At 69.6% G+C, this 23,343-nt stretch carries 19 protein-coding genes; 6 read left to right on the top strand and 13 right to left on the bottom strand.

Going from position 1 to position 23,343, the window contains the following annotated elements; translation table 11 throughout:
• Positions 1 to 23 precede the first annotated feature (23 nt).
• A complete protein-coding gene (locus ASC91_RS28180) occupies positions 24 to 929 on the top strand; it encodes a polysaccharide deacetylase family protein (RefSeq protein ID WP_056205499.1) in 906 nt (301 codons plus the stop codon).
• Between the two features lie 120 nt (positions 930 to 1,049).
• Here ASC91_RS28180 and ASC91_RS28175 read toward each other — a convergent pair whose 3' ends face one another.
• A complete protein-coding gene (locus ASC91_RS28175) occupies positions 1,050 to 1,787 on the bottom strand; it encodes a class I SAM-dependent methyltransferase (RefSeq protein ID WP_056205497.1) in 738 nt (245 codons plus the stop codon).
• 65 nt (positions 1,788 to 1,852) lie between these two features.
• Here ASC91_RS28175 and ASC91_RS28170 point away from each other — a divergent pair, with 65 nt between their 5' ends.
• Positions 1,853 to 2,689, top strand: coding sequence for a D-hexose-6-phosphate mutarotase (locus ASC91_RS28170; protein ID WP_056205495.1), 837 nt, complete (start codon positions 1,853 to 1,855; stop codon positions 2,687 to 2,689).
• On the opposite strand, the gene ASC91_RS28165 is transcribed toward ASC91_RS28170, so the two are convergent.
• From ASC91_RS28165 to ASC91_RS28155, 3 genes are read right to left on the bottom strand one after another with little or no spacing between them, the layout of a single operon-like run.
• Positions 2,684 to 3,217 carry a TPM domain-containing protein gene (locus tag ASC91_RS28165; protein WP_056205493.1) on the bottom strand — a complete coding sequence of 178 codons (534 nt, stop codon included), beginning with the start codon at positions 3,215 to 3,217 and terminating at the stop codon, positions 2,684 to 2,686. The two genes, ASC91_RS28170 and ASC91_RS28165, sit on opposite strands and share 6 nt — an antisense overlap.
• Positions 3,217 to 4,125, bottom strand: a complete 909-nt coding sequence (locus tag ASC91_RS28160) for a YgcG family protein (protein ID WP_056205491.1) — start codon at positions 4,123 to 4,125, stop codon at positions 3,217 to 3,219. Before ASC91_RS28160 ends, ASC91_RS28165 begins: the two co-directional genes overlap by 1 nt.
• 7 nt (positions 4,126 to 4,132) lie before the next feature.
• Positions 4,133 to 4,750 (bottom strand): LemA family protein, encoded by a 618-nt coding sequence (locus tag ASC91_RS28155; protein ID WP_056205489.1) that lies wholly within the window; start codon positions 4,748 to 4,750, stop codon positions 4,133 to 4,135.
• A gap of 95 nt (positions 4,751 to 4,845) precedes the next feature.
• Between ASC91_RS28155 and hemE the strand changes: the two genes are divergently transcribed.
• The 3 genes from hemE (at position 4,846) to ASC91_RS28140 (ending at position 9,838) form a co-directional block, all read left to right on the top strand.
• Positions 4,846 to 5,925 carry a uroporphyrinogen decarboxylase gene (gene hemE / locus ASC91_RS28150; protein ID WP_056205487.1) on the top strand — a complete coding sequence of 360 codons (1,080 nt, stop codon included), beginning with the start codon at positions 4,846 to 4,848 and terminating at the stop codon, positions 5,923 to 5,925.
• A gap of 319 nt (positions 5,926 to 6,244) precedes the next feature.
• On the top strand, positions 6,245 to 8,311 hold the full coding sequence (locus ASC91_RS28145) for a primosomal protein N' (RefSeq protein WP_056205485.1): 2,067 nt from the start codon (positions 6,245 to 6,247) through the stop codon (positions 8,309 to 8,311).
• An 18-nt stretch (positions 8,312 to 8,329) separates the two neighbouring features.
• Positions 8,330 to 9,838, top strand: a complete 1,509-nt coding sequence (locus ASC91_RS28140; RefSeq protein ID WP_056205484.1) for an alkaline phosphatase — start codon at positions 8,330 to 8,332, stop codon at positions 9,836 to 9,838.
• A gap of 10 nt (positions 9,839 to 9,848) precedes the next feature.
• Here ASC91_RS28140 and ASC91_RS28135 read toward each other — a convergent pair whose 3' ends face one another.
• The 6 genes from ASC91_RS28135 to ASC91_RS28110 all read right to left on the bottom strand — a co-directional run bounded on the left by ASC91_RS28135 (position 9,849) and on the right by ASC91_RS28110 (position 18,292).
• Entirely contained in the window at positions 9,849 to 10,538 is a 690-nt protein-coding gene (locus ASC91_RS28135; protein ID WP_056205482.1) for a hypothetical protein, read from the bottom strand.
• A gap of 410 nt (positions 10,539 to 10,948) precedes the next feature.
• Entirely contained in the window at positions 10,949 to 11,314 is a 366-nt protein-coding gene (locus ASC91_RS28130) for a hypothetical protein (protein WP_056205481.1), read from the bottom strand.
• Between the two features lie 267 nt (positions 11,315 to 11,581).
• Entirely contained in the window at positions 11,582 to 13,633 is a 2,052-nt protein-coding gene (locus tag ASC91_RS28125; RefSeq protein WP_056205479.1) for an ATP-dependent helicase, read from the bottom strand.
• Positions 13,634 to 13,780: 147 nt separating this feature from the next.
• Complete coding sequence (locus ASC91_RS28120) at positions 13,781 to 16,420, bottom strand: hypothetical protein (RefSeq protein ID WP_056205477.1); 2,640 nt, start codon at positions 16,418 to 16,420, stop codon at positions 13,781 to 13,783.
• A 159-nt stretch (positions 16,421 to 16,579) separates the two neighbouring features.
• Entirely contained in the window at positions 16,580 to 17,167 is a 588-nt protein-coding gene (locus ASC91_RS28115) for a PEP-CTERM sorting domain-containing protein (protein WP_056205475.1), read from the bottom strand.
• A gap of 81 nt (positions 17,168 to 17,248) precedes the next feature.
• Complete coding sequence (locus tag ASC91_RS28110) at positions 17,249 to 18,292, bottom strand: hypothetical protein (RefSeq protein ID WP_056205473.1); 1,044 nt, start codon at positions 18,290 to 18,292, stop codon at positions 17,249 to 17,251.
• Between the two features lie 105 nt (positions 18,293 to 18,397).
• On the opposite strand from ASC91_RS28110, the gene ASC91_RS28105 reads away from it, so the two are divergent.
• A complete protein-coding gene (locus ASC91_RS28105) occupies positions 18,398 to 19,357 on the top strand; it encodes an AEC family transporter (protein ID WP_056205471.1) in 960 nt (319 codons plus the stop codon).
• A gap of 137 nt (positions 19,358 to 19,494) precedes the next feature.
• Here the strand turns inward: ASC91_RS28105 and ASC91_RS28100 are convergent, their stop codons facing one another.
• From ASC91_RS28100 to ASC91_RS28090, 3 genes are all read right to left on the bottom strand, one after another.
• Positions 19,495 to 20,553 carry a PEP-CTERM sorting domain-containing protein gene (locus ASC91_RS28100; protein WP_082533083.1) on the bottom strand — a complete coding sequence of 353 codons (1,059 nt, stop codon included), beginning with the start codon at positions 20,551 to 20,553 and terminating at the stop codon, positions 19,495 to 19,497.
• A gap of 62 nt (positions 20,554 to 20,615) precedes the next feature.
• Positions 20,616 to 21,977, bottom strand: a complete 1,362-nt coding sequence (locus tag ASC91_RS28095; protein WP_056205469.1) for a PAS domain-containing sensor histidine kinase — start codon at positions 21,975 to 21,977, stop codon at positions 20,616 to 20,618.
• Positions 21,977 to 23,320, bottom strand: a complete 1,344-nt coding sequence (locus ASC91_RS28090) for a sigma-54 dependent transcriptional regulator (protein ID WP_056205468.1) — start codon at positions 23,318 to 23,320, stop codon at positions 21,977 to 21,979. The genes ASC91_RS28095 and ASC91_RS28090 overlap by 1 nt, the downstream gene beginning before the upstream one ends.
• Positions 23,321 to 23,343: the final 23 nt, after the last annotated feature.

Raw genomic sequence — 23,343 nt, 5'->3', positions numbered from 1 at the left:
CACGAAAGCAGTACGGAGGCAGGATGGCGCGATGGCGCTTCGCAGCGGCATTTGCAAGCCTGGCGTTGGTCGTCGCGACCCATGCCGCGGCCGACCCGTCGCCGCTGGCCGAGCATGTGTCGGTGAGCGCCCCGGTGCCCATCCGCCTGTTGCTGACTTTCGACGACGGCCCGAGCGCGCGGGAGACCGACAACCCGACGGTCCAGATCCTCGACGGCCTCGCGCGCAATGCCATCCAGCCGGGCATCAAGGCGCTGTTCTTCGTGCAGACGGGCGCCGTGAACGGCGGTGCGACGCCGCGCGGCCAGGCGCTGATGCGCCGCACGCTGGCGGAGGGCCATGTGCTGGGTTTTCACACCGCGACGCCCGGCCACACCAGCCACACCAAGCTGAGTGATGAGCTGCTCGAAGGCAGCCTCAGCCAGGGCTTGGCGGCGCATATGGAATTGGCCGGCCGCCCCCCGGTGCTGGTGCGCCCGCCGCATTGGGCCTACGACGCGCGCACCTTCGCGGCCTATCAGCGCCATGGACTCAGCGTCGTGATGACGGACCTGTCCGCCAACGACGGCAAGATCCCCTGGCCCAATGCCAGCCTGCGCCGGCGCTCGCATTTCGAGCACCAGATGCGCGAGCTGCGCCGGCGGGTCACCGAGCTGCCGCTGGTGGACGGCGTGCGGCCGGTGGTCGTGACCTTCCACGATGCCAACCCCTTCACCGGCAGCCATGTCGACGAGTATCTGCAGATCCTCGTCGATGGCGCCAACAAGGCCGGGCTGGTGTTGGCCGATCCGCCGTTCTACGACTCGGCCGAATCCTTGGAAGCCGCTGCGCGGGCGCGGGCGCTGACCGACCCGAGCGTGCAGATCCGCATCCCGGGCTTCTGGACTTCGCTGCTGGCCTGGATCCTGCCCGAGCCGCCGCTGGACTGATTGCGCATTGCGGGCCGAGCGCCGGGCCGCTCCCAAGCCGGCCCGCCTAGGGCGATGTGCTTGCCGGTCGAGCCGGCAAGCATCGCCGTCCCTCGGGGGACCGACCGGACTTGTCGGCGTTCAGCCGTGCAAGGCTGGGCGAGGGGCTGGCTTTCTTGCCACGGCGTTCAGCAGCGTTTCCTCGCGATTTTTCGGCTGGCCCAAGCCCAGCCATTCGCGCGCACCCAGGTCGCTGCGGCTCCACCACAGATAGGGCGTGCTGATGCGGTCCGCGTCCACCTGGAAGCCGGCCTCGCGCACCAGGGCGATGAACTCGTCCGCCGTGCGCTGCACATGCATGGGGTGGCGGAACAGCAGCCGGATGATCCAGCTGTGGATGTAGGCGCGCGTGCTCTCGGCCAGCAGCAGCAGGCCGCCGGGCTTAAGCACGCGAAACGCCTCGGCCAGGGCCGCTTTCTGGTCGACGATGTGGTGCAGGGTCTGGTGGCACAGCACGATGTCCACCGACGCGTCCGGCAGCGGAATGCGCTCGGCATGCGCCGCGTGCAGGGTGACGGGCACGGGGCAGGCTTTCACCATCGCGGCGCAGCGGGCCTCGAAGTCGGGCTCGGGGTCGAGTGCATGGATCTGGGCCGGCGCAAAGCGTGCCGCCATCTCCGGCAGGGAGTGGCCCTGGCCGGTGCCGATGTCCAGCATGACGCCGCCGCGCGGCGCGTCCGGCGCCATGCGCTGCAGGTCGCTCAGCGCACGGCCCAGCACGTGAACACGCCAGGTCGCGGTGGACAGGAACCACAGGCCGAAACGGGTCTCGGGCACGAAGGCCAGTTTCTGGGAAGGGCGGGCGCTGGCTGTGTTCATGGGCGGCGGCCCCGAAAAAACAAGTCGGCGATGATAGGGCTTTGCCCCGTCGCGCCCCGCCTGCCATGAGCTCCGAACCGTCCAGTTTCACCCTGCAAAGCCCCGATGGCGCGAGCGCCCAGTTCAGCTTGCACGGCGGCCACCTGCTGTCGTGGCGTCCGCCCGGTGCCGGTGAGCAGCTGTATCTGTCGCCGCGCAGCGAATTCACGCCAGGCAAGGCCATCCGCGGCGGTGTGCCAGTGTGTTTCCCGCAGTTTGCCGAGCGCGGGCCGCTGCCCAAGCATGGCTTTGCGCGCACGCTGCCGTGGGAGCTGGTCCAGCAGCAGCAGGGCAAGGACGATGCGCTCGCCGTCATGCGCCTGCGTGACAGCGACGCGACGCGTGCGATCTGGCCGCATGCCTTCGAGCTGGAGTTGAGTGTGCGCGTGGGCGGCCGCAGCCTCGACATCGAACTCGCCTGTGAGAACCTCGGCGACGCACCGCTGCAGTTCACAGCGGCGCTGCATACCTATTTGCGCGTGGCCGACCTGGACGCGGTCAGCGTCGAAGGGCTGGCCGGCCTGCGCTATTTCGACAGCATCAAGCAGGCCGAGGCGTTGCAGCGCATGGATCTGCTGCTGACCGGCGAAAAGGGCGTGCTGGACCTGGACCGCATCTATTTCGGTGTCAAGGAGCGTCCGCTGCTGGTGACCGAGGACCGGCGCCAGGTGGCCGTCCGCCAGCAGGGTTTCGAAGATGCCGTGGTCTGGAACCCTGGCCCCGAGCGCTGCGCCAAGCTGGCCGACATGCCCCCCGAAGGCTGGTCGGAGATGTTGTGCGTGGAGGCAGCATGCATTGGCCGGCCGGTCGAGCTGCCGGCGGGCGAGAGCTGGGTGGGCCGGCAGAGCCTGACGCTGCTATAGGGCACGGCGCCCCGCGAGCAGGGGCTCGTCGGGGAGTTCGTTGAGGCGCTGCGTGGCGGCGCCAGGAGCGCGCGGGAAGTGGGCCACCAGCAGGGCATCCACGGCATCGATGGCCTCGTTGAGGCCGGGCTCGAAACGGCCAGCCTGAAACGCTTCGCCCATCGCGTCCACCAGCTGCTGCCAGCGCCCGGCGTCGACACGGCGCGCCAGCGCGCGGTCGGCGACGATCTCGATGCGGTGCTCGGCCAGCAGCAGGTAGATCAGCACGCCGTTGTTGTGCTCGGTGTCCCAGACGCGCAGCTTGGCGAACATCGTGACGGCCCGTTCGCGCGCCGGCGCGTCGCGCCAGAGGTAGCTCAGTGGCAGGCTGGCTTCGACGCAGACGCGGATCTCGCCGCTGTGGCGCTGCTCGCTGTCGGCCACGCGCTGCTGAAGCCGCACCAGCGCCTCGGGTGGCAGCACGCGGCGGGCATCGTCCTCGTCCCAGAGGCGATGGCGGATGAAACGCTGGAGTGACAGGCGCGCCATCACCAGTCTCCCGAGGCGCCACCGCCGCCGAAGTTGCCGCCCCCGCCGGAAGAGAAGCCGCCGCCCCCACCGAAGCCACCACCCCCGCCACCACCCCCGCCGAAGATGATGGGCGGGATCAGCATGCCGCCGCGGCGGCCGCTGAGTCCGGCAAGGCCGGAGCTGCGTCGAGCGGCGCCGATGCCGAACAGGCCCACGAGCACCAGGGCCGCGACCGCGGCTATGCCGGCCACGACGAGGCCGCCGCCAAAGGCCCAACCCGCCGCGCCGGCGGCGCCTGCCGTGGCCAGGCTGCCCAGCTTGCGGCCGAACAGGCCGGTCAGCAGCATGCCGACGACCGGCACGCCGATAAAGAAGAGCATGCCGAGGTCCTGGAAACCAAAGCCCTCGTTGTCACCGGCGTGCGGCGCGGAAGCGGGGGCTGGCAGGCCTTCGCCGTTGATGCGCGCCTGCAGTTTCTCGATGGCCGCCTGCAGGCCGCCGGCGTAGTCGCCATTGCGGAAGGCCGGTTTCATGGCCGTGTCGATGATCTGCCGCGCGGCCAGGTCGGGCACCGCGCCTTCGAGGGCCTTGGCCACCTCGATGCGCATCTTGCGGTCGTTCTTGGCGACGACGATCAGCAGCCCATCACCCACTTCGCGGCGGCCGATCTTCCACTGGTCGGCGACGCGCTGGGCATAGGCGGCGATGTCCTCGGGCGCGGTCGTCGGCACCATCAGCACCACGATCTGCGGCCCCGACGCGCGCTCGTAGGCGGCCAGCCGGTCTTCCAGCGCCTGGCGCTGTGCGGCGTCGAGGGTGGCGGTCTGGTCGATGACGCGGGCATTCAGTCCCGGCACGGGCTGCACGCCCTGGGCCTGGACCCACGGCGCCGCCAACAGCAGCAGCAAGGCAGTCAGCCAGCGCATCGCGTGGCTACTTCGACGCGGCCGGTGCCGCCGGCCTGGCCATCGTGCCGAAGTCCACCGTCGGCGCCGTCGTGATGGCCGCCTCGTTCTGCACGGTGAAGTTGGGCTTGGCCTTGTAGCCGAACAGCATGGCCGTCAGGTTGTTCGGGAAGCTGCGCGTGTGGACGTTGTAGCTGGCCACCGTCTGGATGTAGCGGTTGCGCGCCACGGTGATGCGGTTCTCGGTGCCTTCGAGCTGCACGCGCAGATCCTGGAAGCCCTGGTTGGCCTTCAGGTTGGGATAGTTCTCGGTGACCACCAGCAGCCGGGACAGCGCGCTGCTCAGCTCACCCTGCGCGGCCTGGAACTTCTTCAATGCCTCGGGGTCGTTGACCAGCTCCGGCGTGGCCTGCACGCTGGTCGCACGGGCACGCGCCTCGACGACGCGGGTCAGCGTCTCCTGCTCGAAATTGGCCTCACCTTTGACCGTGTTGACGATGTTGGGAATGAGGTCGGCCCGGCGCTGGTACTGGCTCAGCACCTCGGCCCAGCTGGCGCTGACCTGCTCGTCCAGCGTCTGGAACTGGTTGTAGCCGCAGCCCGACAGGCTGGCGGCGGCCGCCACGGTGACGAGGGTTCGGATCATGGGCGCATCTCGCTGCTGGGAGGATGCAGAGCACCGGCAAACGGCGCTCCCACGCGCTGCGAGGGCCGGCGAAAGGCAGCAGGGATAATTTGGCCATGTTCGCCCCCCTGCAAAACGACACCTTCCTGCGCGCCTGCCTGCGTCAGCCCACCGAGCACACCCCCATCTGGCTGATGCGCCAGGCCGGCCGCTACCTGCCCGAGTACCGCGCCACGCGCGAGAAGGCCGGCAGCTTTATGGGCCTGGCCACCAACCGCGACTACGCCACCGAGGTGACGTTGCAGCCGCTGGAGCGTTTTCCGCTGGACGCCGCCATCCTGTTCAGCGACATCCTGACGGTGCCCGACGCGATGGGCCTGGGCCTGTCCTTCCAGCAGGGCGAGGGCCCGAAATTCGCAAGGCAGGTGCGCGACGAGGCGGCGGTTGCGGCGCTGGAAGTGCCCGACATGGACAAGCTGCGCTATGTCTTCGACGCCGTCACGTCCATCCGCAAGGCCTTGAACGGCCGCGTGCCGCTGATCGGCTTCTCCGGCAGCCCCTGGACCCTGGCCTGCTACATGGTGGAAGGCGGGGGCTCCGACGACTACCGCCTCGTCAAGAGCCTGATGTACTCACGCCCTGACCTGATGCACCGCATCCTGGACGTGAACGCCCGCTCGGTGGCCGCCTATCTGAACGCCCAGATCGAAGCCGGCGCCCAGGCCGTCATGCTGTTCGACTCCTGGGGCGGCGTGCTGGCCGACGGCGCATTCCAGCAGTTCAGCCTGGCCTATTCGCGCCGGGTGCTGAGCCAGGTGAAAACCGAGCACGGTGGCGTGCGCATTCCTCGCCTGCTGTTCACCAAGGGCGGCGGCCTGTGGCTGGACGAGATTGCCAACGCCGGTGCCGACGTCGTCGGCCTGGACTGGACGATGAACCTCGGCGCCGCCCGTGCCCGCGTGGGCGACCGTGTCGCGCTGCAGGGCAACCTCGATCCCAATGTGCTGTTCGCGCCACCCGAAACCGTACGCGCTCAGGCCCGCGCCGTGCTGGACAGTTTCGGCAAGCCCGCCGCCGGCCACGGCCATGTCTTCAACCTTGGCCATGGCATCAGCCAGTTCACGCCGCCCGAGAGCGTGGAAGCCTTGGTGGACGAGGTTCACCAGCATTCGCGCCGCCTGCGAACTGCAGCCTGACAGGGCCGTCAAATCTGCAGTTCCGCGATGACTTATCCCCAAAATTCGGGAGGCGAGGGCGGCGGACTGTCGTTGGTGCGGCGCACCTAAGAGTTTTCCCGAATTCGTGCTAAGTGCTTGATTTTCAAGGCAGCACTCAAATGGCGCCGATGAACGGATTTGGGGCGGTTCGTCCCGCTCTGGCGCTCTATCGGCCCGCACGGGGCGATTTGCTCACAAACTTATCCACAGAAATTGTGGGCAACCCAAGAGCCTTTAAGAATCATGTACTTGCAGCCACTTGCTGAGCCACTGCTTCACAAGAAGCGCGGAGCTGCGCATGGCTGAAGCTGAAGGCCCTGCAACGGTGCGCGTGGCGGTCGACGCCCCTCAGCACAGCGGCTTGAATGGCCCGCTTGACTACGCGAGTGAGCAGGCGCTCGCATCAGGCACTTTGGTGCGGGTGCCGCTGGGCAAGCGTGAACTGCTGGGCATCGTCTGGCCGGGCGACGAAACCATGGCGCCAGACGTCACCCTGCGGCCGGTGGCCGCCGTTTTTGACGCGTTGACGCCGCTGGGCGCCGACTGGTGCCGGCTGCTGGATTTCGCCGCCGGCTATTACCAGCGCAGCGTAGGCGAACTGGCCAGCGCGGTGCTGCCGCCGCAGTTGCGTGAACTTTCGCCTGATCAGTTGGCTGCGCGTTTGCGCAAGCTGGACCGCAAGGTCGCCAAGGCGGTCGCCGTGCCGGAACCGGTCCGGCCCGAGCTGGCGCCGGAGCAGGCCGAGGCCGTCACCCGCATCACGGCCCAGATCGACGGCGGCGAGCGCAAGCCGCTGCTGCTGTTCGGCGTGACCGGCAGCGGCAAGACCGAGGTCTATCTGCGCGCCGCCGAAGCCGCGCTGGCGGCGGGCCGCCAGGTGCTGGTGCTGGTGCCCGAGATCAACCTGACGCCGCAACTGGAGGCCCGCTTTACCGAACGCTTCGCGGCGCTGCTGCCTCAGCCCCTGGCCATCGTGTCGCTGCACAGCGCGCTGACGCCGGCCCAGCGCCTGCAGAACTGGCTGGCCGCCCACCTCGGCCGCGCGCGGCTGGTGCTGGGCACGCGGCTGGCGGTGTTCGCGTCGATGCCCGAGCTGGGGCTGATCGTCGTCGACGAGGAACACGATCCCTCCTACAAGCAGCAGGACGGCGCCCGCTACTCGGCGCGCGACCTGGCCATCTGGCGCGCGCATGACCTCAAGGTGCCTGTCGTGCTCGGCTCGGCCACGCCGTCGCTGGAGAGCTGGCAGCACGCCGAAAGTGGCCGTTATGAGCGCCTGACGCTGGCCGCCCGCATCGGCGGCGGCGCGCTGCCCCGCGTCAGGCTCTTCGACATGAAGGCCTTGCCGCCCACCGCTGGCGTGACGACCGCGCTGACCGCGCCGCTGTTGGCCGAACTGAAGGCACGACTGGAGCGCGGCGAGCAAAGCCTCGTCTTCCTGAACCGCCGCGGCTATGCACCGGTGCTGCATTGCGGCGAATGCCAGTGGAAGAGCGACTGCCCCCACTGCAGCGCCTGGCGCGTCTTCCACAAGCGCGACCGCACGCTGCGCTGCCACCACTGCGGCTTCACGGAGCGCGTGCCAAGCGCCTGCCCGAACTGCGGCAACCACGACATCGCCCCCATCGGCCGCGGCACTGAGAAGCTGGAGGAGCAACTCGGCGAGGCCTTGCCCGGCGCGCGCGTGCTGCGCATCGATGCCGACTCGACGCGCCGCAAGGGCGAGTTGGAAGCGCAACTGCAGGCCGTGCATGACGGCGACGTCGACATCCTCGTCGGCACGCAGATGATCACCAAGGGCCACGACTTCCGGCGCATCCGCTTTGTGGCCGCGGTGAACCCCGACGGCGCCCTGTTCAGCAGCGACTTTCGCGCGCCGGAGCGCCTGTTTGCCTTGTTGATGCAGGCCGGCGGCCGGGCAGGGCGCGATGCCTCGGGCGAGACAAGAGCCGAGATGTGGGTGCAGACCTGGCACCGCGACCATGCCCTCTACCAGGCCCTGGCGCGCCATGACTATGTGCGCTTTGCTGCCGACCAGCTCGCCGAGCGTCGTTCGGCCAGCCTGCCGCCCTTTGCCCACCTGGCCCTGCTGCGTGCCGAGGCGCGCACGGTGGAAGCGGCCAAGGCCTTCCTGGCGGCGGCGGCCGAGCTGGCGCATGACGAGGGCGTGCTGGTCTACCCGCCGGTGCCGCATGCCGTGGCGCGCGTGGCCGACGTGGAGCGCATGCAGATGCTGGTGGAGGCCACGCAGCGCGCACGGCTGCAGGCCTTCCTGCGCGGCTGGGTGCCGGAGCTGATCGCGCTCAAGCGCGAGCACAAGGCCGTGCTGCGCTGGGCCGTGGACGTGGATCCTTTGGCGATCTAACCAAGCCAGAATGCGGCGATGGACACCCATCGCCGCCACCTGCTGCAGCTGTCCCTGGCCGCCGGCCTCGCGCCCGGCTTATTGCGCCATGCGCGAGCGGACGTGGCGCCGCGCTTCGCGCTGGGCATCGCATCCGGTCACCCGACGCCTGACGGCATGGTGCTGTGGACCCGGCTGACCGGCGCTGACCTGCCGGCGCGCGTCGAGGTGCGCTGGGAGGTTGCGGAGGATGAAGCCTTTCAGCGCCGCGTCGCCTCGGGCACCGAGATCGCTGAAGGCGCCTGGGCGCACAGCGTGCACGCCGAGCCCGCAGGGCTCAAGCCCGGCCGCTGGTACTGGTACCGCTTCGAAGCCCTGGGCCAGCGCAGCCCGGCAGGCCGCACGCGCACCACGCCGGCCGCGGACGCGCTGGAGCCGCTGCGCTTTGCCATCGCCAGCTGCCAGCGCTGGGACCACGGCTTCTTCGCCGCCTGGCGCCACATGCTGGCCGAGGAGCTGGACCTGGTCATGTTCCTGGGCGACTACATCTATGAATACGGCGCGGCACCGGGCCGCGTGCGGGCCGTGGAAGGCGGTGCTGCCGTGACGCTGGACCAGTACCGCGGCCGCTACGCGCAGTACAAGTCCGACCCCGCGCTGCAGGCCATGCATGCCGCCGTGCCCTGGCTGTACGTGTGGGACGACCACGAGGTCGAGAACGATTACGCCGGGCTGCGCGGCGAGAAGATCGCGCAGGACTTCCCGGCGCGCCGGGCCGCCGCCTACCAGGCCTGCTGGGAGCACCAGCCCCTGCCCAAGGCCTGGCGCCCGCGCGGTGTGGAGATGCGCATGCATGGCCGCCACATCTGGGGGCGGCTGGCCGTCATCCATGCGCTGGACGACCGCCAGTACCGCGACCCGCAGCTGTGCACCAAGGCCGGCAGATACGGCAGCAACACGCTGCCGCTGCGGGAGTGCCCGGAGCTGCTGGACCCGAAACGCACGCTGCTGGGCGCGGCCCAGGAACGCTGGCTGGCCGAGGGCTGGGACACCACGCCGGGCCGCTGGAATCTCGTCGCACAGCAGACGTTGATGGCGCGCATGAACTGGAACGCGACTGAGCCCACCTACTGGACCGACGGTTGGGATGGCTACGCGCCGGCCCGCAACCGGCTGCTGGCGACCGTGCGCGAACGCCAGGTGCCCAACGTCGTCGTGCTGGGCGGCGACGTGCATTCGCACGTCGTGGCAGACCTGAAGGCCGACTTCGACGACCCCGACTCGCCCGTCGTCGCCAGCGAGTTCTGCGGCAGTTCCATCACCAGTTGGGGTGGCAAGCAGCAGCGGTTGGACGAGGTGTTGCCGCACAACCCGCACCTGCACTACGGCCGCAGCGACCAGCGTGGCTACATGGCCTTCGTGGTCGACAAGGCGGGGCTGCGGGCGGCGGTTCGGTCGCTGGACGATGCCCTGCAGCCTGACAGCGCCATCCGGACGGTGGCACGTTTCGCCGTGCAAGACGGCCGAGCCGGCGTGCAGCCCGCCTGACGGCAGCGGCTCAGCGCGGGCGCGGCGTGGGGGCCGTCAGCGCGGCGGCCAGCGCCGTGGCGCGGCGCGCCTCGGCCTGGCGGCGCAGCGTACGCGGCAGCAGCAGGCAGCCCGCCAGCGCGGCGAAAGTCAGCGCCAGGCTGCCGGGCTCGGGGATGCGGTTCAGGTTGACGTTGTCGAGGTTACCGCCCAGGCCGTCGCTGGTGCCCACGGATGCGAAGCTCAGCAGGTTGCGGCCGGCCTGTGCCGTCAGGCTGAACTTGACCTCGGTCCATTGATTGCCGCTGCCGCCGAGGCCGCTCAGGGTGGCGCCGAGCTGCACGCCGTTCCAGAACGCCTGCATGCCGTTGGTCGACGCGGCCTGGAGCTCGCGCGGTGCATACCAGAAGCTCAGTTCATAGCGTGCGCCAGCGCTGAGGTTGTCGAGGTATTGACCCATCAGCGTGTTGCCGTTGGTGTCGAGCTCGAGGAAATTGCGGCCGTCCTGGGCCGTGCCGGCGACGTTGTTGCGGACTTCGAAACCGCTGCCGGGCCCGCCGAGCCAGGTCCAGCCCGGCGTGGTGACCACGTTGACCCAGTTGCCGTTGGCCACGGCCGTGCTCTCGAAGCTGCCGTTGACGAGCAGGTTCACCGGCGCGGGGGCGGCCAGTGCGGAACTGCCGAAGGCAATCAGAGCGAGCAGGGACAGGGCGCGTTTCATGGGCGGGGGCAGGCGGTGTGATGACTGGCCGCGATTCTTTAGCCAGCTCTGCCCCGTGCCGGGTGCAGAGTTCACACTCGCGAAACCACCCCCCTCAGGCCGGTGTGCCGCCTGTGAAGCAATTCACTGAAGCCTGCCATGGGCCAGAGGCCCATGGCCTTCCGTAGGCACAAGCAGTCCGCAGGGACTGCTTGTGTCCGACTCCAGTTCACCGAGCCGGCCCGCTTGGGCGATGTGCTTGCGGCTCGATGCCGCAAGCATCGCCGTCCCCTCGGGGGCTTCGGCCGGACACATTGCGCCCGGTGGGCGCGATGTGCCTGCCGAAGAGCTGCGGCACTGCCGCAGCGCGGTCTGCAAGACCGATCAGGCACGCCTGCGTTCAGTAGGGCGTGGCTGGGCGAGGGGCAGTTTTACCGCGGCGTGTGCGCGAGGGTGCTGGCCAGTGCCGCGGCACGGCGCTGTTGCTCCTGGCGACGCAGGGCGCGGCTCACGGGGCGCGCAACTGCCAGGGCCAGAGCACCAAGGACGATCAGCAGCGAGCCCGTGTCGACCTCGGCGGGCAGAGCGTCGAACTCGGTTTCGGCCTGGCGGTTGGCCGGCGTCCAGTGGGCGTTGCCGTTGAACGACGTCAGGCTGGCCGAGCCGAGGCGGCCGGCATCGGCAATCACAGTGGCCGTCGTCGTGTCGACGATGGGTTGGCGCGCTTCGCGCGTGGCGCCGGCCGGGGTCGAGGAACTCAGGGCAGCGAGGACGGCAGCAAGGACCAGGGCTTTCATGTGCAGGCTCACCGGAAAGAAGGGCTGGATCGCATTGTTCGCAGCCTACCGTGGCGAGGTTGTGAAGACTTCACGCGCTCGGGGGGTACCCCCGCGAATGAGCGCTTCAGTCTTGACTATTGAGAAGCCCCTCGTCCAAGGGGTACCTTGGCCGGTCCCCCGTGGTGACGGCGATGCTTGCGGCATCGAGCCGCAAGCACATCGCCAGCGCGGGCCGGCTCGGGAGCGGCCCAGCGCTCGCCCCGCAGAAAGGCACTACGGCGGGGGCTATTGGGGTGCCGCCCGGGCGGCTGCCTTGGCGGCCAGTTCCTCGCGCATGCGCTTGAGCTTTTCCCGGGGATCTTCACGGGTGATGCCTTCGTGCAGCTTCATCTCGGCCAGGAAGCGGCTGGGAATGCCCACGACGGTGTCGCGGCCTTTCTTGCGCCGGCGCAACGTCGACACGGCCAGCGTCGTGCGCGCACGGGTGATGCCCACGTACATCAGCCGCCTCTCCTCCTGCAGCGCTTCGACCGTCAGCTCGGTCTCCTCGCGCTTGAAGGGGAGCAGGCCCTCGTTGACGCCGGCGAGCACGACGTGAGGCCACTCCAGGCCCTTGGAGGCGTGCAGCGTGGTCAGCGTGACCTGGTCCTGGTCGTCGCCGCGCTCGGCCAGCGACAGGATGACGCTGATGGTCTGCGCCACGTCCAGCACGCTCTGCTTGGGTTCGGTGAAGCTGACGCCGCCTTCCTCGCTCTGCTGGCCGCCGCAGCGCTTGGCGACCCAGTCGACGAAGTCCAGCACATTGCCCCAGCGCGCCTGCGCGACCTTCTCGTTCTCCTCGTTGTCGAGCAGGTGGGCCTCGTAGGCAATGTCCTTGAGCCACTCGGTCAGCATGGCGTGCGCCGCGGTGTGGCCTTCGGTATGTTTGGCCTTGTATTGCAGCTCGTTCACGGTGCGGCCGAACTCGTGCAGGCCGTCCAGGGCGCGCTTGGTCAGCGAAGTGGCCAGGCTCTCGGAGAAGAGGGCCTCGAACATGCTGCACTTCCACTGCGCCGAGAAGGTGCCCAAGGCGCCCAGGGTCTGGTGGCCAATGCCGCGCTTGGGCGTCGTCACGGCGCGCAGGAAGGCCGGGTCGTCGTCCTGGTTCACCAGCAGGCGCAGCCAGGCACACAGGTCCTTGATCTCGGCCTTGTCGAAGAAGCTCTGGCCGCCCGAGACCTTGTAGGGGATCTGGGCGCGGCGCAGGGCCTGCTCGAAGATGCGTGCCTGGTGGTTGGCGCGGTACAGGATCGCAAAGTCGCGGTATTGAGGTCCCTTGCCATCGGCACGCAGCTGCTGGATGCGCGCCACGGCGCGCTCGGCCTCGTGCTCCTCGCCGTCAGCCTCCAGCAGCGCGATGGGCTCGCCGTCGCCGAACTCGCTCCACAGCTTCTTCTCGAAGATCTTGGGGTTGCCGGCGATGACGTTGTTGGCCGCGCGCAGGATGCTGCCGGTGGAGCGGTAGTTCTGCTCCAGCGGGATGACCTTCAGCTTGGGGTAGTCGGTCGGCAGGCGCTTCAGGTTCTCGATGGTGGCGCCGCGCCAGCCGTAGATGGACTGGTCGTCGTCACCCACGGCCGTGAACATGCCGCGCTCGCCCACCAGCGCCTTCAGCAGCTCGTACTGCACGGCGTTGGTGTCCTGGTATTCGTCCACCAGCACATAGCGCAGCTTGTCCTGCCATTTCGCGCGCGCTTCGGCGTGCGTCGTCAGCAGCTTCAGCGGCAGCGTGATGAGGTCGTCGAAGTCCACCGCCTGGTAGGCGACCAAGCGCTCCTGGTAGCGCACCATGACGGCGGCGGCCGAGCGTTCATCCTCGTCCTTGGCCACCTGCGCTGCCTGGGCCGCGTCCAGCCCCTGGTTCTTCCACAGCGAGATGGTCCACTGCCAGCGCCGCGCCTGGTTCACATCCGTCGTGCCGCCGGCGTCCTTCAGCACGTTGAGCACATCGTCGCTGTCGAGGATGGAGAACTGCTCTTTCAGCCCGACCCGCGAGCCCTCCTCGCGCAGCAGGCGCACGCCCAGTGAGTGGAAGGTCGAGATCGCCAGGTCCTTGGCCGCCTTGTTGCCGACGAGTGCCTTGGCCCGCTCGCGCATTTCCTGCGCAGCCTTGTTCGTGAAGGTGATGGCGGCGATCTGGCTGGGCCGGTAGCCCGACACCAGCAGCTGCGCGATCTTGGTCGTGATGACGCGCGTCTTGCCCGAGCCCGCGCCAGCGATAACGAGGCAGGGACCGCTCAGGTGGTAGACGGCTTCGAGCTGGGCCGGATTGAGGCCAGCGGCGGGCGGGGATGACATGTCTTTGGTGGCGGCTCTGCTTGCGGGCCGAGCGACGGGCCGCTCCCAAGCCGGCCCGCGCTGGCGATGTGCTTGCGGTTCAACGCCGCAAGCATCGCCGTCCCGTAGGGGGACCGGCCAAGGTACACCTTGGACGAGGGGCGCACATCATGCCACTCGCGCTACCCCTTCCCCTGGCAAGGCCCGCAGCCCCAGCCCCAGTAGCAGCAGCGTGAAGAAAACGAAGCCGACGCGGGGGGCGTCCAGCAAGCTGTCGAAAGCGCCCACGGTACCTAAGCCGATCAGCGCGGCGACGATGGCCGGCGCCAGCGGATGGTCGCGACCACGGCCGAAGCTCAGGCGCACCAGCACCAGCAGGTAGGCCCCACCCAGCAGGGCCAGGCCCACCAGGCCCTGCTCGAACAGCACGTGCAGGGCCGCGTTCTTGATATGCCAGGGCAGGTGGTGGCGGTCGCTGGAGAAGAACCAACGTGCCATCTCGCGGTTGAAATCGCCATTGACCAGCAGCTGGCGCCCCTGGGCGTCCTGCATCGCGATGCGAGCGATGTCGACGCGCGCCGCGCGCGTGTCCAGCGCCATGGAGAAGGTCACGAAGCGCGGGGCCCACCAGTCGCCGCCCAGCGCTGGCACCGGCCCGAGCTTGAATTCGCTGGTCTGCCAGGCACCCATGCCGGCTGTTGCCGCGGCAGGCGCCGTGGCTTCGGCGCCGCCTTCCGCCGGCGCCTCGGCCCGCAGCGGCTTGAGCATCGGCTCGACGCTGTGGCAGTTGTCCGGGTAGATGAGGTTCTTCTCGCAGATCTGCAGCACCAGATTCGCGTCGGCCGCCGTGCGGTGCACCAGGGTGATGGCAACAGGCCCGGCCGCCGGTGCGGTGATGCGCTGGCTGACGCGGAACTGTTCGCCGCGGCCCAGCGCATGCTTGCCGGCGGCCAGCGCCAGATAGGACTCGGTCGGGTCGTGGCGCAGCCGGTAGTCGCCCACCTGGCTGCTGACCGGGCCCTCGTAGAAATTGCTCGGCACAAAGCGCCCCGCGCCCTTGCCCAGCAGCCACTGGCGGCCGCCGTGCAGCAGGTGCAGGCCCTCGCGCCAATGCGTCAGGCGGGTCTGGCCGTCCTCCTTCCAGGTGGCCACCCGGTCACGCAGATAGGCGCCGCCGCCCAGGGCCGCGACGATGGCCATCACCATCAGCAGGCCGGCAACCAGCAGGGCGCGCTTGCGCCAGCCCGCGGCGCCGTGGCTGTCCTTGCCCTGCAAGGGCCACAGGCGCGGCTCCACCAGCATGGCCGCCCACACGCCGGCCAGAGCCAGGCCTGCTGCCAGCGCCGTCCAGCGGCCCGTGGTGCCGCTCCAGTAGTCGGCCACGATGACCATGGTGGCCAGCAGCCAGAACCAGGCCGTCGCGACCAGCAGCACATACAGGGGCCGTGCCTGCCCCGGCTGGTCGCGCCAGCGCAGCGCGGCGCAGCACAGCAGCGCGACGACGTTGAGCACATAGGCCGCCTTCGGCACGGCCATGGACAAGGCCCAGCTCGCGCCACCGAGCAACAGGGCCAGCAGGCCGCCCATGATCAGCGCCGTCAGCCGCTGGCTCAAGGTGGGCAGCCACAGGCTGGCCGGCATGGCCAGCAGGATGACCATGACAAAGAACAGGGCCAGCAGGCCGCGGTAGCCACCGCTGCCGAATATCAGAGCGGCCGCCAGCGCGAAGGCGCCGGCCATGGCAAGCGCCCCGACCTTGGCCAGGCGCGGCAGCGGCTCGTCGACAGCGCCCAGCGTGCTGTCGATCTGGCTGCTTTCCGGGCCCGAGGCTGCGGCGCGGCGGCGCTGGGCGTCGGCCAGCATGACCATGGGGATGAGAGCCAGCGGCAACGCCAGGTAGACGCCGCGCGAGAAAGTGGTGAGGCAGGCATAGGCCGCCAGCAGCGCGATGACAAGACCGATGGCAAAGCGCCAGGGCGAGCGCGTGCGCAGCAGGGCCAGCAGGGCGAAGGGCAGGGTCAGCACCAGGAAGCCGTCCAGGGCCGCGCCGCCGACATGCATCTCCCAGAAAAGGGCCGTGGTGCGGTAGTCGGTCGAGAAGTCCAGCACGCCGGGGTAGGCCAGGCGCTCCCACAGCGCGGCGGCACTGGCGCCGGCCAGGGCCAGCACCAGGCCGAGCAGCAGGCCGCGCGAGAAACCTCTTGGACGCGCGGTGGCTGCGGCCGTCCACAGCGGCAGCAGGGCCAGCGCCAGGAAGATGGCCTTGGCGTTGCGCACCGAGTTCATCGCCTCGTGATAGCCATGGAACCAGCCGAAGGTGAAGCCACCGGCGTCGGCGAAACCGCGCCTGATGCTCCAGGCCGCGGACAGCGCCAGGGCCATCATCAGCACGACGACGACCGGCGAATAGACGAGGCCGTGGCGCCAGGCCGGCGCGCGGTCGCGCGCGTTCAGCTGCAGCGCATAGGCCAGATAACCGCCGCAGCCGCAGGCGGTGACGAGCAGGTCCATCTCCTCGAAGCTGATCCAGCCGGTCCAGGGCGCCAGGCCGATCAGGGGCAGCGGCGCGAGCACAAGAACGGGCGTCTTGACCCAGAACAGCGCCGCCAGCAGCACAGCGGCGCCCCAGGCAGCCAGTGCGAGCGGCCCCGACAGCGGGTGGTGCCAGGCCAGCTCGGCGCCCACGAGGCCGAAGCCGACGCCGGCCGCGAGGGCCAGCCACTGGGTCTTGGTGGCGGGCAGCTTGAGCTGCAGTTCGCCAAGGCCGAGCAGGCCCGAGGGGGCGGGGGAGGCGCCGACCGCGGCCATCAGCACGCCCGCCGGTTCAAGCCGGCAGGGATCGGGACAAAACGGGTCGCGTATGACGGCGCAAGCAGCGGGCGGGCCATGAAACCTCCGGAGAAGCGCGCATTGTTGCCGAGCCCCGAAGGCCGTGCATCGCGGGCAACCCGGGCCGGCTGAACGGGTTCAGCGCCTGCGCCGTAGCGCCGCCAGCAGCCCCAGGCCGCCCAGCAGCAGTGCCGCGTGGGTGGGCTCGGGCACGGCCGTGACCTGGATGTTGTCGATGCCGACCACTTCGGTGACGCCAGCATGGAATTCGCCCTTGATCGTCAGGCTGGTCACGTTGGCCAGCACCTGCCAGGACGGCAGCACGAAACTGTAGTGATGCCACTGACCATCGGCCGGCGGGTTGTTCGCGGCCACCATGTCGAACACCACGCCGCCGCCGGCCCCGATGATGGTCACTTCACCGAAAGGCGCCCAGTCCGGCGCATCGCCGTTGATGTTCCTGGCGTCGAAGGACAGCGTGCCGCCGGCAAAGGCCGACCAGTTGCCCAACCAGGCAGTGGGCGCGTTCAGCAGGAAGTCGTCGTCCGTGATGTCGGTGACCTGGAGCCAGCCACCGCCGTTGCCGCCGCTGGCCATCCAGACCTGGGCGCCACCGTTGCTGGTGGTCCAGCCTTCGGCATCGGTGTTGAAACTGGCGGCCATCGCAGCCGAGGTGGCCAGCGACAGCGCGACGGCGACGAAAGGCGCAAGGAGAGAACGGGCCATGGCGGTGCTCCAGCATTGGTAGGGCGCGCATGTTGGCCGAGGGGCCGCTGCGGCGACATCCCTAGCCAACGTCCGGAAAGCTCAACCCTGGGGCAGACCGCGGGTGCCGGCCGTGGGGGCAGACGGCTCCGAAACGTGGGCCGCCATGGCGAGCAGGCCCACACCGGCCGCGGCGCCGAGCCACAGCCAGCGCTTCCACCAGGCGGCTCGAGCCTTGGCTTCGACGGCGGGGCCGGGTTCGGCAGCGCTGCCGGCGCTGCGTGGGGGGGCGAGGCCCAGCCACTCGCGCAGTTCGTCGGCGAGGCCCTCGGCGCCGCGCGTGCGCAGCTCGGGCGATTCGGCCATGGTGCCGCGCAGCAGGGCATCGAGCTTGATCTGCTGCGCCGACTTCATCAGCGGCCAGGCCTCGGCCACGCTGCCACGCAGCGGCGCCAAGCCCCGGGGGGTGTCCTCCCAGCCGCAGATGAAGACGCGGGCCAGGGCGCCCAGGCCATAGATCTCGCTGGCGAGAGTGGGTGGTTCGCCGTTGCGGCGCTCGGGCGCCACGAAGGCCGGCGAAGCGCCGAGGCTCAGGCCGCGGTCGAAAGGGTCGGTCGGGTCGGGAATCTTGGTCAGGCCCAGGCCCATGAGGCGCACGCCGCCTTCGGGGCCGAGCCAGATCATGGCGGGGTCGATCTCGGCCAGCAGCCAGCCCTGCTGGTGGGCCGAGCGCAGGGCTTCGCAGAGCTGCACCAGCAACTCGACGCGCTGGCGAAGCCCCAACTGGTGCAACTGCGGCAGCACCGGCTCGCCATGCTCCCCTTCGACGATCAGATAGGGGTGGGCATCGGGTGTCACGCCGCTGTCGCTGGGCACGGCGATGTGGAGGTGCTGCAGCTTGGCGAGGTCACCGGCCTGGTCGGCGTAGCGCAGCATGACGCCGGCGCCCTGGTCGCTGCGGTCCAGCACGAGGACGGCCGCCTTCTGCTCCGTGGCCATTGCATGGTGGGCGCTGTACCACTGGCCGGCATGGGCCTGCTCGCCGTCGGCCAGCGGTTTCTCCAGCCGCCACACGCCCAGCGCCTGCCCTTCGTCCAGGGGCGCGGCGGCGGCTGGCGGTGGCAGGGAGAGATTGGGCATGCGCATGGCGCGGCATATTAGGGGTGACCCCAGGGGGCTGCCATCCCCCTTTGTTACAAAGCGGGCCGGTCCGCGCATTCGCTCACGGCCCTGGATACTCGCCCCCGGACAATGCTTGCCGTTCTCGCCACGACCTTTCCGTTCTTCGCGCTGGTGCTGTGCGGCTGGCTGGCCGCCGAGCGCGGCCTGCTGCCGGACAGCGCCATTCCCGGCCTGAATGGGTTCGTGCTTTTCTTTGCGCTGCCCTGCCTGCTGTTCCGCTTCGGCCGCGACACGCCGCTGCTGGAGCTGCTGAACCCGGCCCTGCTCGGCGTCTATCTCAGCTCGGCGCTGCTGATCGTCTTCTTCACGGTGGCAACGACGCTGTCCGAGCGAGTGGGCATGAAGGACGCGGCCTTTGGCGCCCTGGTGGCGGCCTTCCCCAACACCGGCTTCATGGGCGTGCCGCTGATCGTCGCGTTGCTGGGCAATGCCGCTGGCGGGGCTGTCGTCAGCACCATCCTGGCCGACCTCTTCGTGACGAGCTCGCTGTGCATCGCCCTGGCCCAGGCTGGCGCCAGCGGGCATGCCGGCCGGGCGGCGTTCGTGCAGGCGCTGAAGGCGGCCGCTTCCAATCCGCTGCCCTGGTCCATTGCCCTGGGTGCGGCTTTGGGCGTCAGCGGCCTGGTGTTGCCTGGGCCGCTGGCCAAGGTCATTGCCATGCTGGGGGATGCGGCCTCGCCGGTGGCGCTGTTCTCCATTGGCGCGGTGCTCAGCCGCTCGGGCCGTGCCAACCGCAAGGCCGGCCGTGTGACGCCGGCGGCGCTCTACCTGCCGGTGGCTGCCATCAAGCTGTTGCTGCATCCGGCGCTGGTCTTCGCCTTGGGTGCCGCGGCGCGCTGGCTGGGGGCGCCGCTGGCCTGGCCGCAGCTGGTTGCGCTGACGCTGGCGGCCGCGCTGCCCAGCGCCAGCAATGTGTCGCTGCTGGCCGAGCGCTACGGCGCAGACAACGGCCGCATCGCGCGCATCATCCTGGCGTCGACCGGCCTGGCCTTTTTCAGCTTCAGCAGCCTGGCGGCCCTGCTGATCTGACCTATGAAGCTTGCAGGCCGAGCGCCGGGCCGCTCCCTAGCCGGCCCGCCGTTGGCGATGTGCTTGCCGGTCGATCCGGCAAGCATCGCCGTCCCCTCGGGGGACCGACCGCGTACCCGCGGGCGAGGGGCTTCAGTTCAGCGACGGCGACGCGCCACCCAGGCGATGACGCTCAGGCCCGACAGCAGCAGCGCATAGGTCTCGGGTTCGGGAATCGGCAAGCCGCCGCCGGTCGCACAGGCGAGGTTCTGGCAGATCGTGCCGCTGCCATTGCCGGCGAAGCTGATGCCGTAGTCCGCCGCAGCGGCGCCAGACATCACATAGACCGTCGAGCCCTGCGGCAACTGCATGCCCGTGAACTGCACGGTGTTGGAGAAGTCCGCGGCACCGTTGCCGCTGATGCTCGTGCTCAGCTCGGACTTCAGGTATAGCGCCGTGCCATAGGTGAAGCTGTAGCTGCCGATGACATCCTCGTTGATCGTCAGCGTGCCGTTGCCGTCCGTGTAGGTCCACAGGCCGTCGCTGTAGACGCTTTTGTTCCAGTGGTCCGAGCCCGCGTCGTAGTAGGCGTAGACCGACGCGACGACCTGGTTGGAGAAGGAGCGCAGCGACCAGTCGATGGACGCGCCGCCATTGCCCGTCGTGATGCCGGCGAGACTGCCGTCGATGTGGATGGTGCCGGTGAAGGTGCCCGTGCCGGTGCCGCCGCCGATCTGGTAGAGCTCTTCCCAGGCCGAGCGCCCGACCGCATAGGTCAGGTTGTTGCTCTCCACGTGCATGGGCCAACTGGTCGCGCCGACGACGAACTGGCCGTCGTAGCTCTGGCTCACCGGCGTGAAGCCGGCCAGCGAGGCGCTGGCGTGGTTGCTGCCCCAGTCCGTCATGCCGTAGGCATTGGCGGTGACGGGCGTCATGCCTTGGCTGGCGTCACCTGCCCAGACACCACCGGCCGTCACATTGGGCAGTGGCGTGGCTTGATCGTAGGCGGCGCCGCTGCGGTAGTCGGAGCCGTAATACACGCTGCCGTAGACGGTATTTGGGTTGCCGTTGGCGTCCAGGCCGAAGACGGGGCTGGTCGTCTGGATGCTGTTGTAGTAGCCGGCATACGACTCGGCAAACAGGCGGTATTGCGACTGCGCCTGGGCGGTGCAGGCGAGGGAAGCGAGACCCAGCAGGGTCAAGGCACGAAGAGACATGGCACGGCTCCCAAGGCAGCGAGCCGGCGGTGGCCCGCTGAAACAAGTTGTGCACTCTGTCACTAATTGCTTGTCTTGGCATCCCCATTCGACAGGACGGCACGCCCTGGCAGCCGGATCGTCACCCGCAGCCCGCCACCGTCCCGGTTGGCCAACGCGATATGGCCGTCGTGGGCTTCGGCGATCTCCCTTGCCAGCGCCAGCCCCAGGCCGGTGCCGCCCTGGGAGCCGGGTTCGGAGCGCTTGGTGGAGTAGAAGGGCAGCAAGGCTTGGGCCAGCACCGCCTCGCTCATGCCGGGGCCGCGGTCCAGCACTTCGATGCGCAGCTCATCGCCCTGGCTGGCCAGGCGCAGCAGGATCTCGTCGGGGTCGCTGCCCGACTCATGGGCGTTCTTGATCAGGTTGAGCAGGGCTTGTTCGATCTGGGCCGCATCGAACCAGCCGGGCTGATCGGGCGGCGCGCCCTCGACGCGGAATTCGCCCAGCGTCGCCAGCCGGGCGATAAAGGCCGACCAGTCCACCGCGGCGCGGCGCGGTGCCGGCAGCTTGGCGAAGGCCGCGTAGCCGCTCAGGAAGACATGCAGATGTGCCGCGCGCTCGCCGATGCTGGCCAGCACCTGCAGCAGGCGCTCGGTGTTGCCGCGCCGCGCCAGCTCCGCGCCGCTGTGGGCCAGCGACGAGATCGGCGCCAGCGAGTTGTTCAGCTCGTGGCTCAACACGCGGATGACGCGCTTCCACGTCGCGACTTCGGCCCGCGACAGCTCCCGCGTCATGCGTCGCAGGAGCCGCAGCCGATGCGGCTGGCCCTGCAGCCTGAATGTGCGCGTGCTGTGGTGGAAGGTTTCCTCCGATCCATCGGGCAGCGTCACCGCGAAAAGCCGGTCGGCGTCGCCGGCGAGGGCTTCGCGCAGCGCCTCCGGCAGGTGGGCGATGACGGTGGGGAAGTCCAGCCCGGTCAGGCTGCGGCCGTCGCCCAGCAACTGGCGTGCGGCCAGGTTGGCAATGGCGATGCGCTCGCTCGGCGCCGTCAGCACCAGCGCGACGGGCGTGTTCTGCACGACGGTGTCCAGCAGCAGCTCGCGCTGGGCCAGGTGCTGGCGCTGCTCGCGCAGGGCCAGGCCGAGTTCGGCGTGCAGTTGCGTCAGCTCGATCAGCTCACGTGGGCCGTCTGGCGCCAAGTTGAGGCTGAAGTCGCCGTCGCGATAACTCAACACGGCGCCTTCGAGCGCGCGCGTGAGCCGCAGCAGCGGCGCCAGCCAGAACGCCGCCAACCAGCCGATCAGCGGCAGCATGACGATCACCGCCACGGCCAGCGCGATGCCTGCATCCAGGCCCGCTCGCCGCACGCCGAGGATGACCAGGGGCGGCACGACCGCCGCCGCGCCGAGTGCCAGCAGTGCGCGTGCGCGCAGCGACAGCGGCATCAAAGGTCTATCCCATAACGCTCCAGCCGCCGGTACAGCGCCTGGCGGGACAGACCCAACTGGCTGGCCGCGCGGCTGACCACGCCGCCGGCCGCGTTCAGCGCCGCGACGACGACCTCGCGGCTGGGCTCGTCGAGGTTGCGCCAGGCGCCCCCGCCATTGCCATTGGCTTCCTCCAGCCCCAGCAGGGCCGGCGTGATCTCACCGCCCTGGCACAGCAGGGCCGCGCGTTCGACGGCGTTCTTCAGTTCGCGCACATTGCCTGGCCAACGGTGGGCGAGCAGGGCCTCGCGCGCGGCCTCGCTCAAACGCGCCCGGCCGGCCAGGAAGTGTTCAGCCAGCGGCAGCACATCGTCGCGGCGCTCGGCCAGGGGCGGCAGCCTCAGCTCGATGAGGTTGAGGCGGTAGAACAGGTCCTCCCGGAAGGCGCCGGTCTTGACCATGGCGCGCAGGTCGGCATTCGTCGCGCTCAGCACGCGCACCCGCACCTGGCGCGTCTTGCTCGAGCCCAGGCGCTCGAACTGGCCCGTCTCCAGCACGCGCAGCAGCTTGACCTGGCCGGCCAGCGGCAGGTTGCCGATCTCGTCCAGGAAAAGGGTGCCGCCATCGGCCGCCTCGAAGCGGCCCACGCGCGCCTTGGCCGCACCGGTGTAGGCGCCGCTGTCGCTGCCGAACAGCTCGGCCTCGATGAGGTCGGCCGGCAGGGCGCCGCAATTCAGTGCGACGAAAGGGCCGCCGTGCGCACTCGAATTGGCATGCACGAAGGCCGCAATGCGTTCCTTGCCGGCGCCGTTCGGTCCGGTGATCAGTACCGGCACCGGTGCCGCGGCAATCTGGCCGGCCAGTTCGAGCAAATTGGCCATCGCATCGGAGCCGAACACGAGGCCGGCGAGGTCGTAGCGCCGTGCCAGCGCTGCGCGCCTGGCGGCCCGCGCCTCGCGCAGCTGTGCGATTTCGCGGTTGGCCTCGCCCAGCTCCAGCAGGTTCTCGACGGTCGCGATCAGCTTGGCGTCGTCCCAGGGTTTGGCGAGGTAGTCGGCCGCGCCGGCCTTGACGAGGGCCACGGCCGCGTCCAGCCGTGTCCAGGCCGTCAGCAGGATGACGGGGAGGTCGGGGCGGCGCGCGCGGATGGCACGAAAGAGCTGCTCGCCTTCCTCACCCGAGGTCGTGTCGGCCGTGAAGTTCATGTCCTGGATGACGAGGCCGAAGGCGCGCTTGTCCAGCAGGGTCAGGCCCTCCTCGGGGCTGGTGGCCATGCTGGCCTCGATGTCGTGCAGGGACAGCAGCAGTTCCAGCGCCTGGCCCACGCCGGGGTGGTCGTCAATGATCAATACGCGTCGCATGGCGCAGCAGGATAGCCGCCCAT

The organism is Pelomonas sp. Root1237 (assembly GCF_001425055.1).
Taxonomy (GTDB): domain Bacteria; phylum Pseudomonadota; class Gammaproteobacteria; order Burkholderiales; family Burkholderiaceae_C; genus Pelomonas.
The sequence above is the reverse complement of the archived record's forward strand: the minus strand, read 5'-3'. Positions and strand labels throughout refer to the sequence as shown.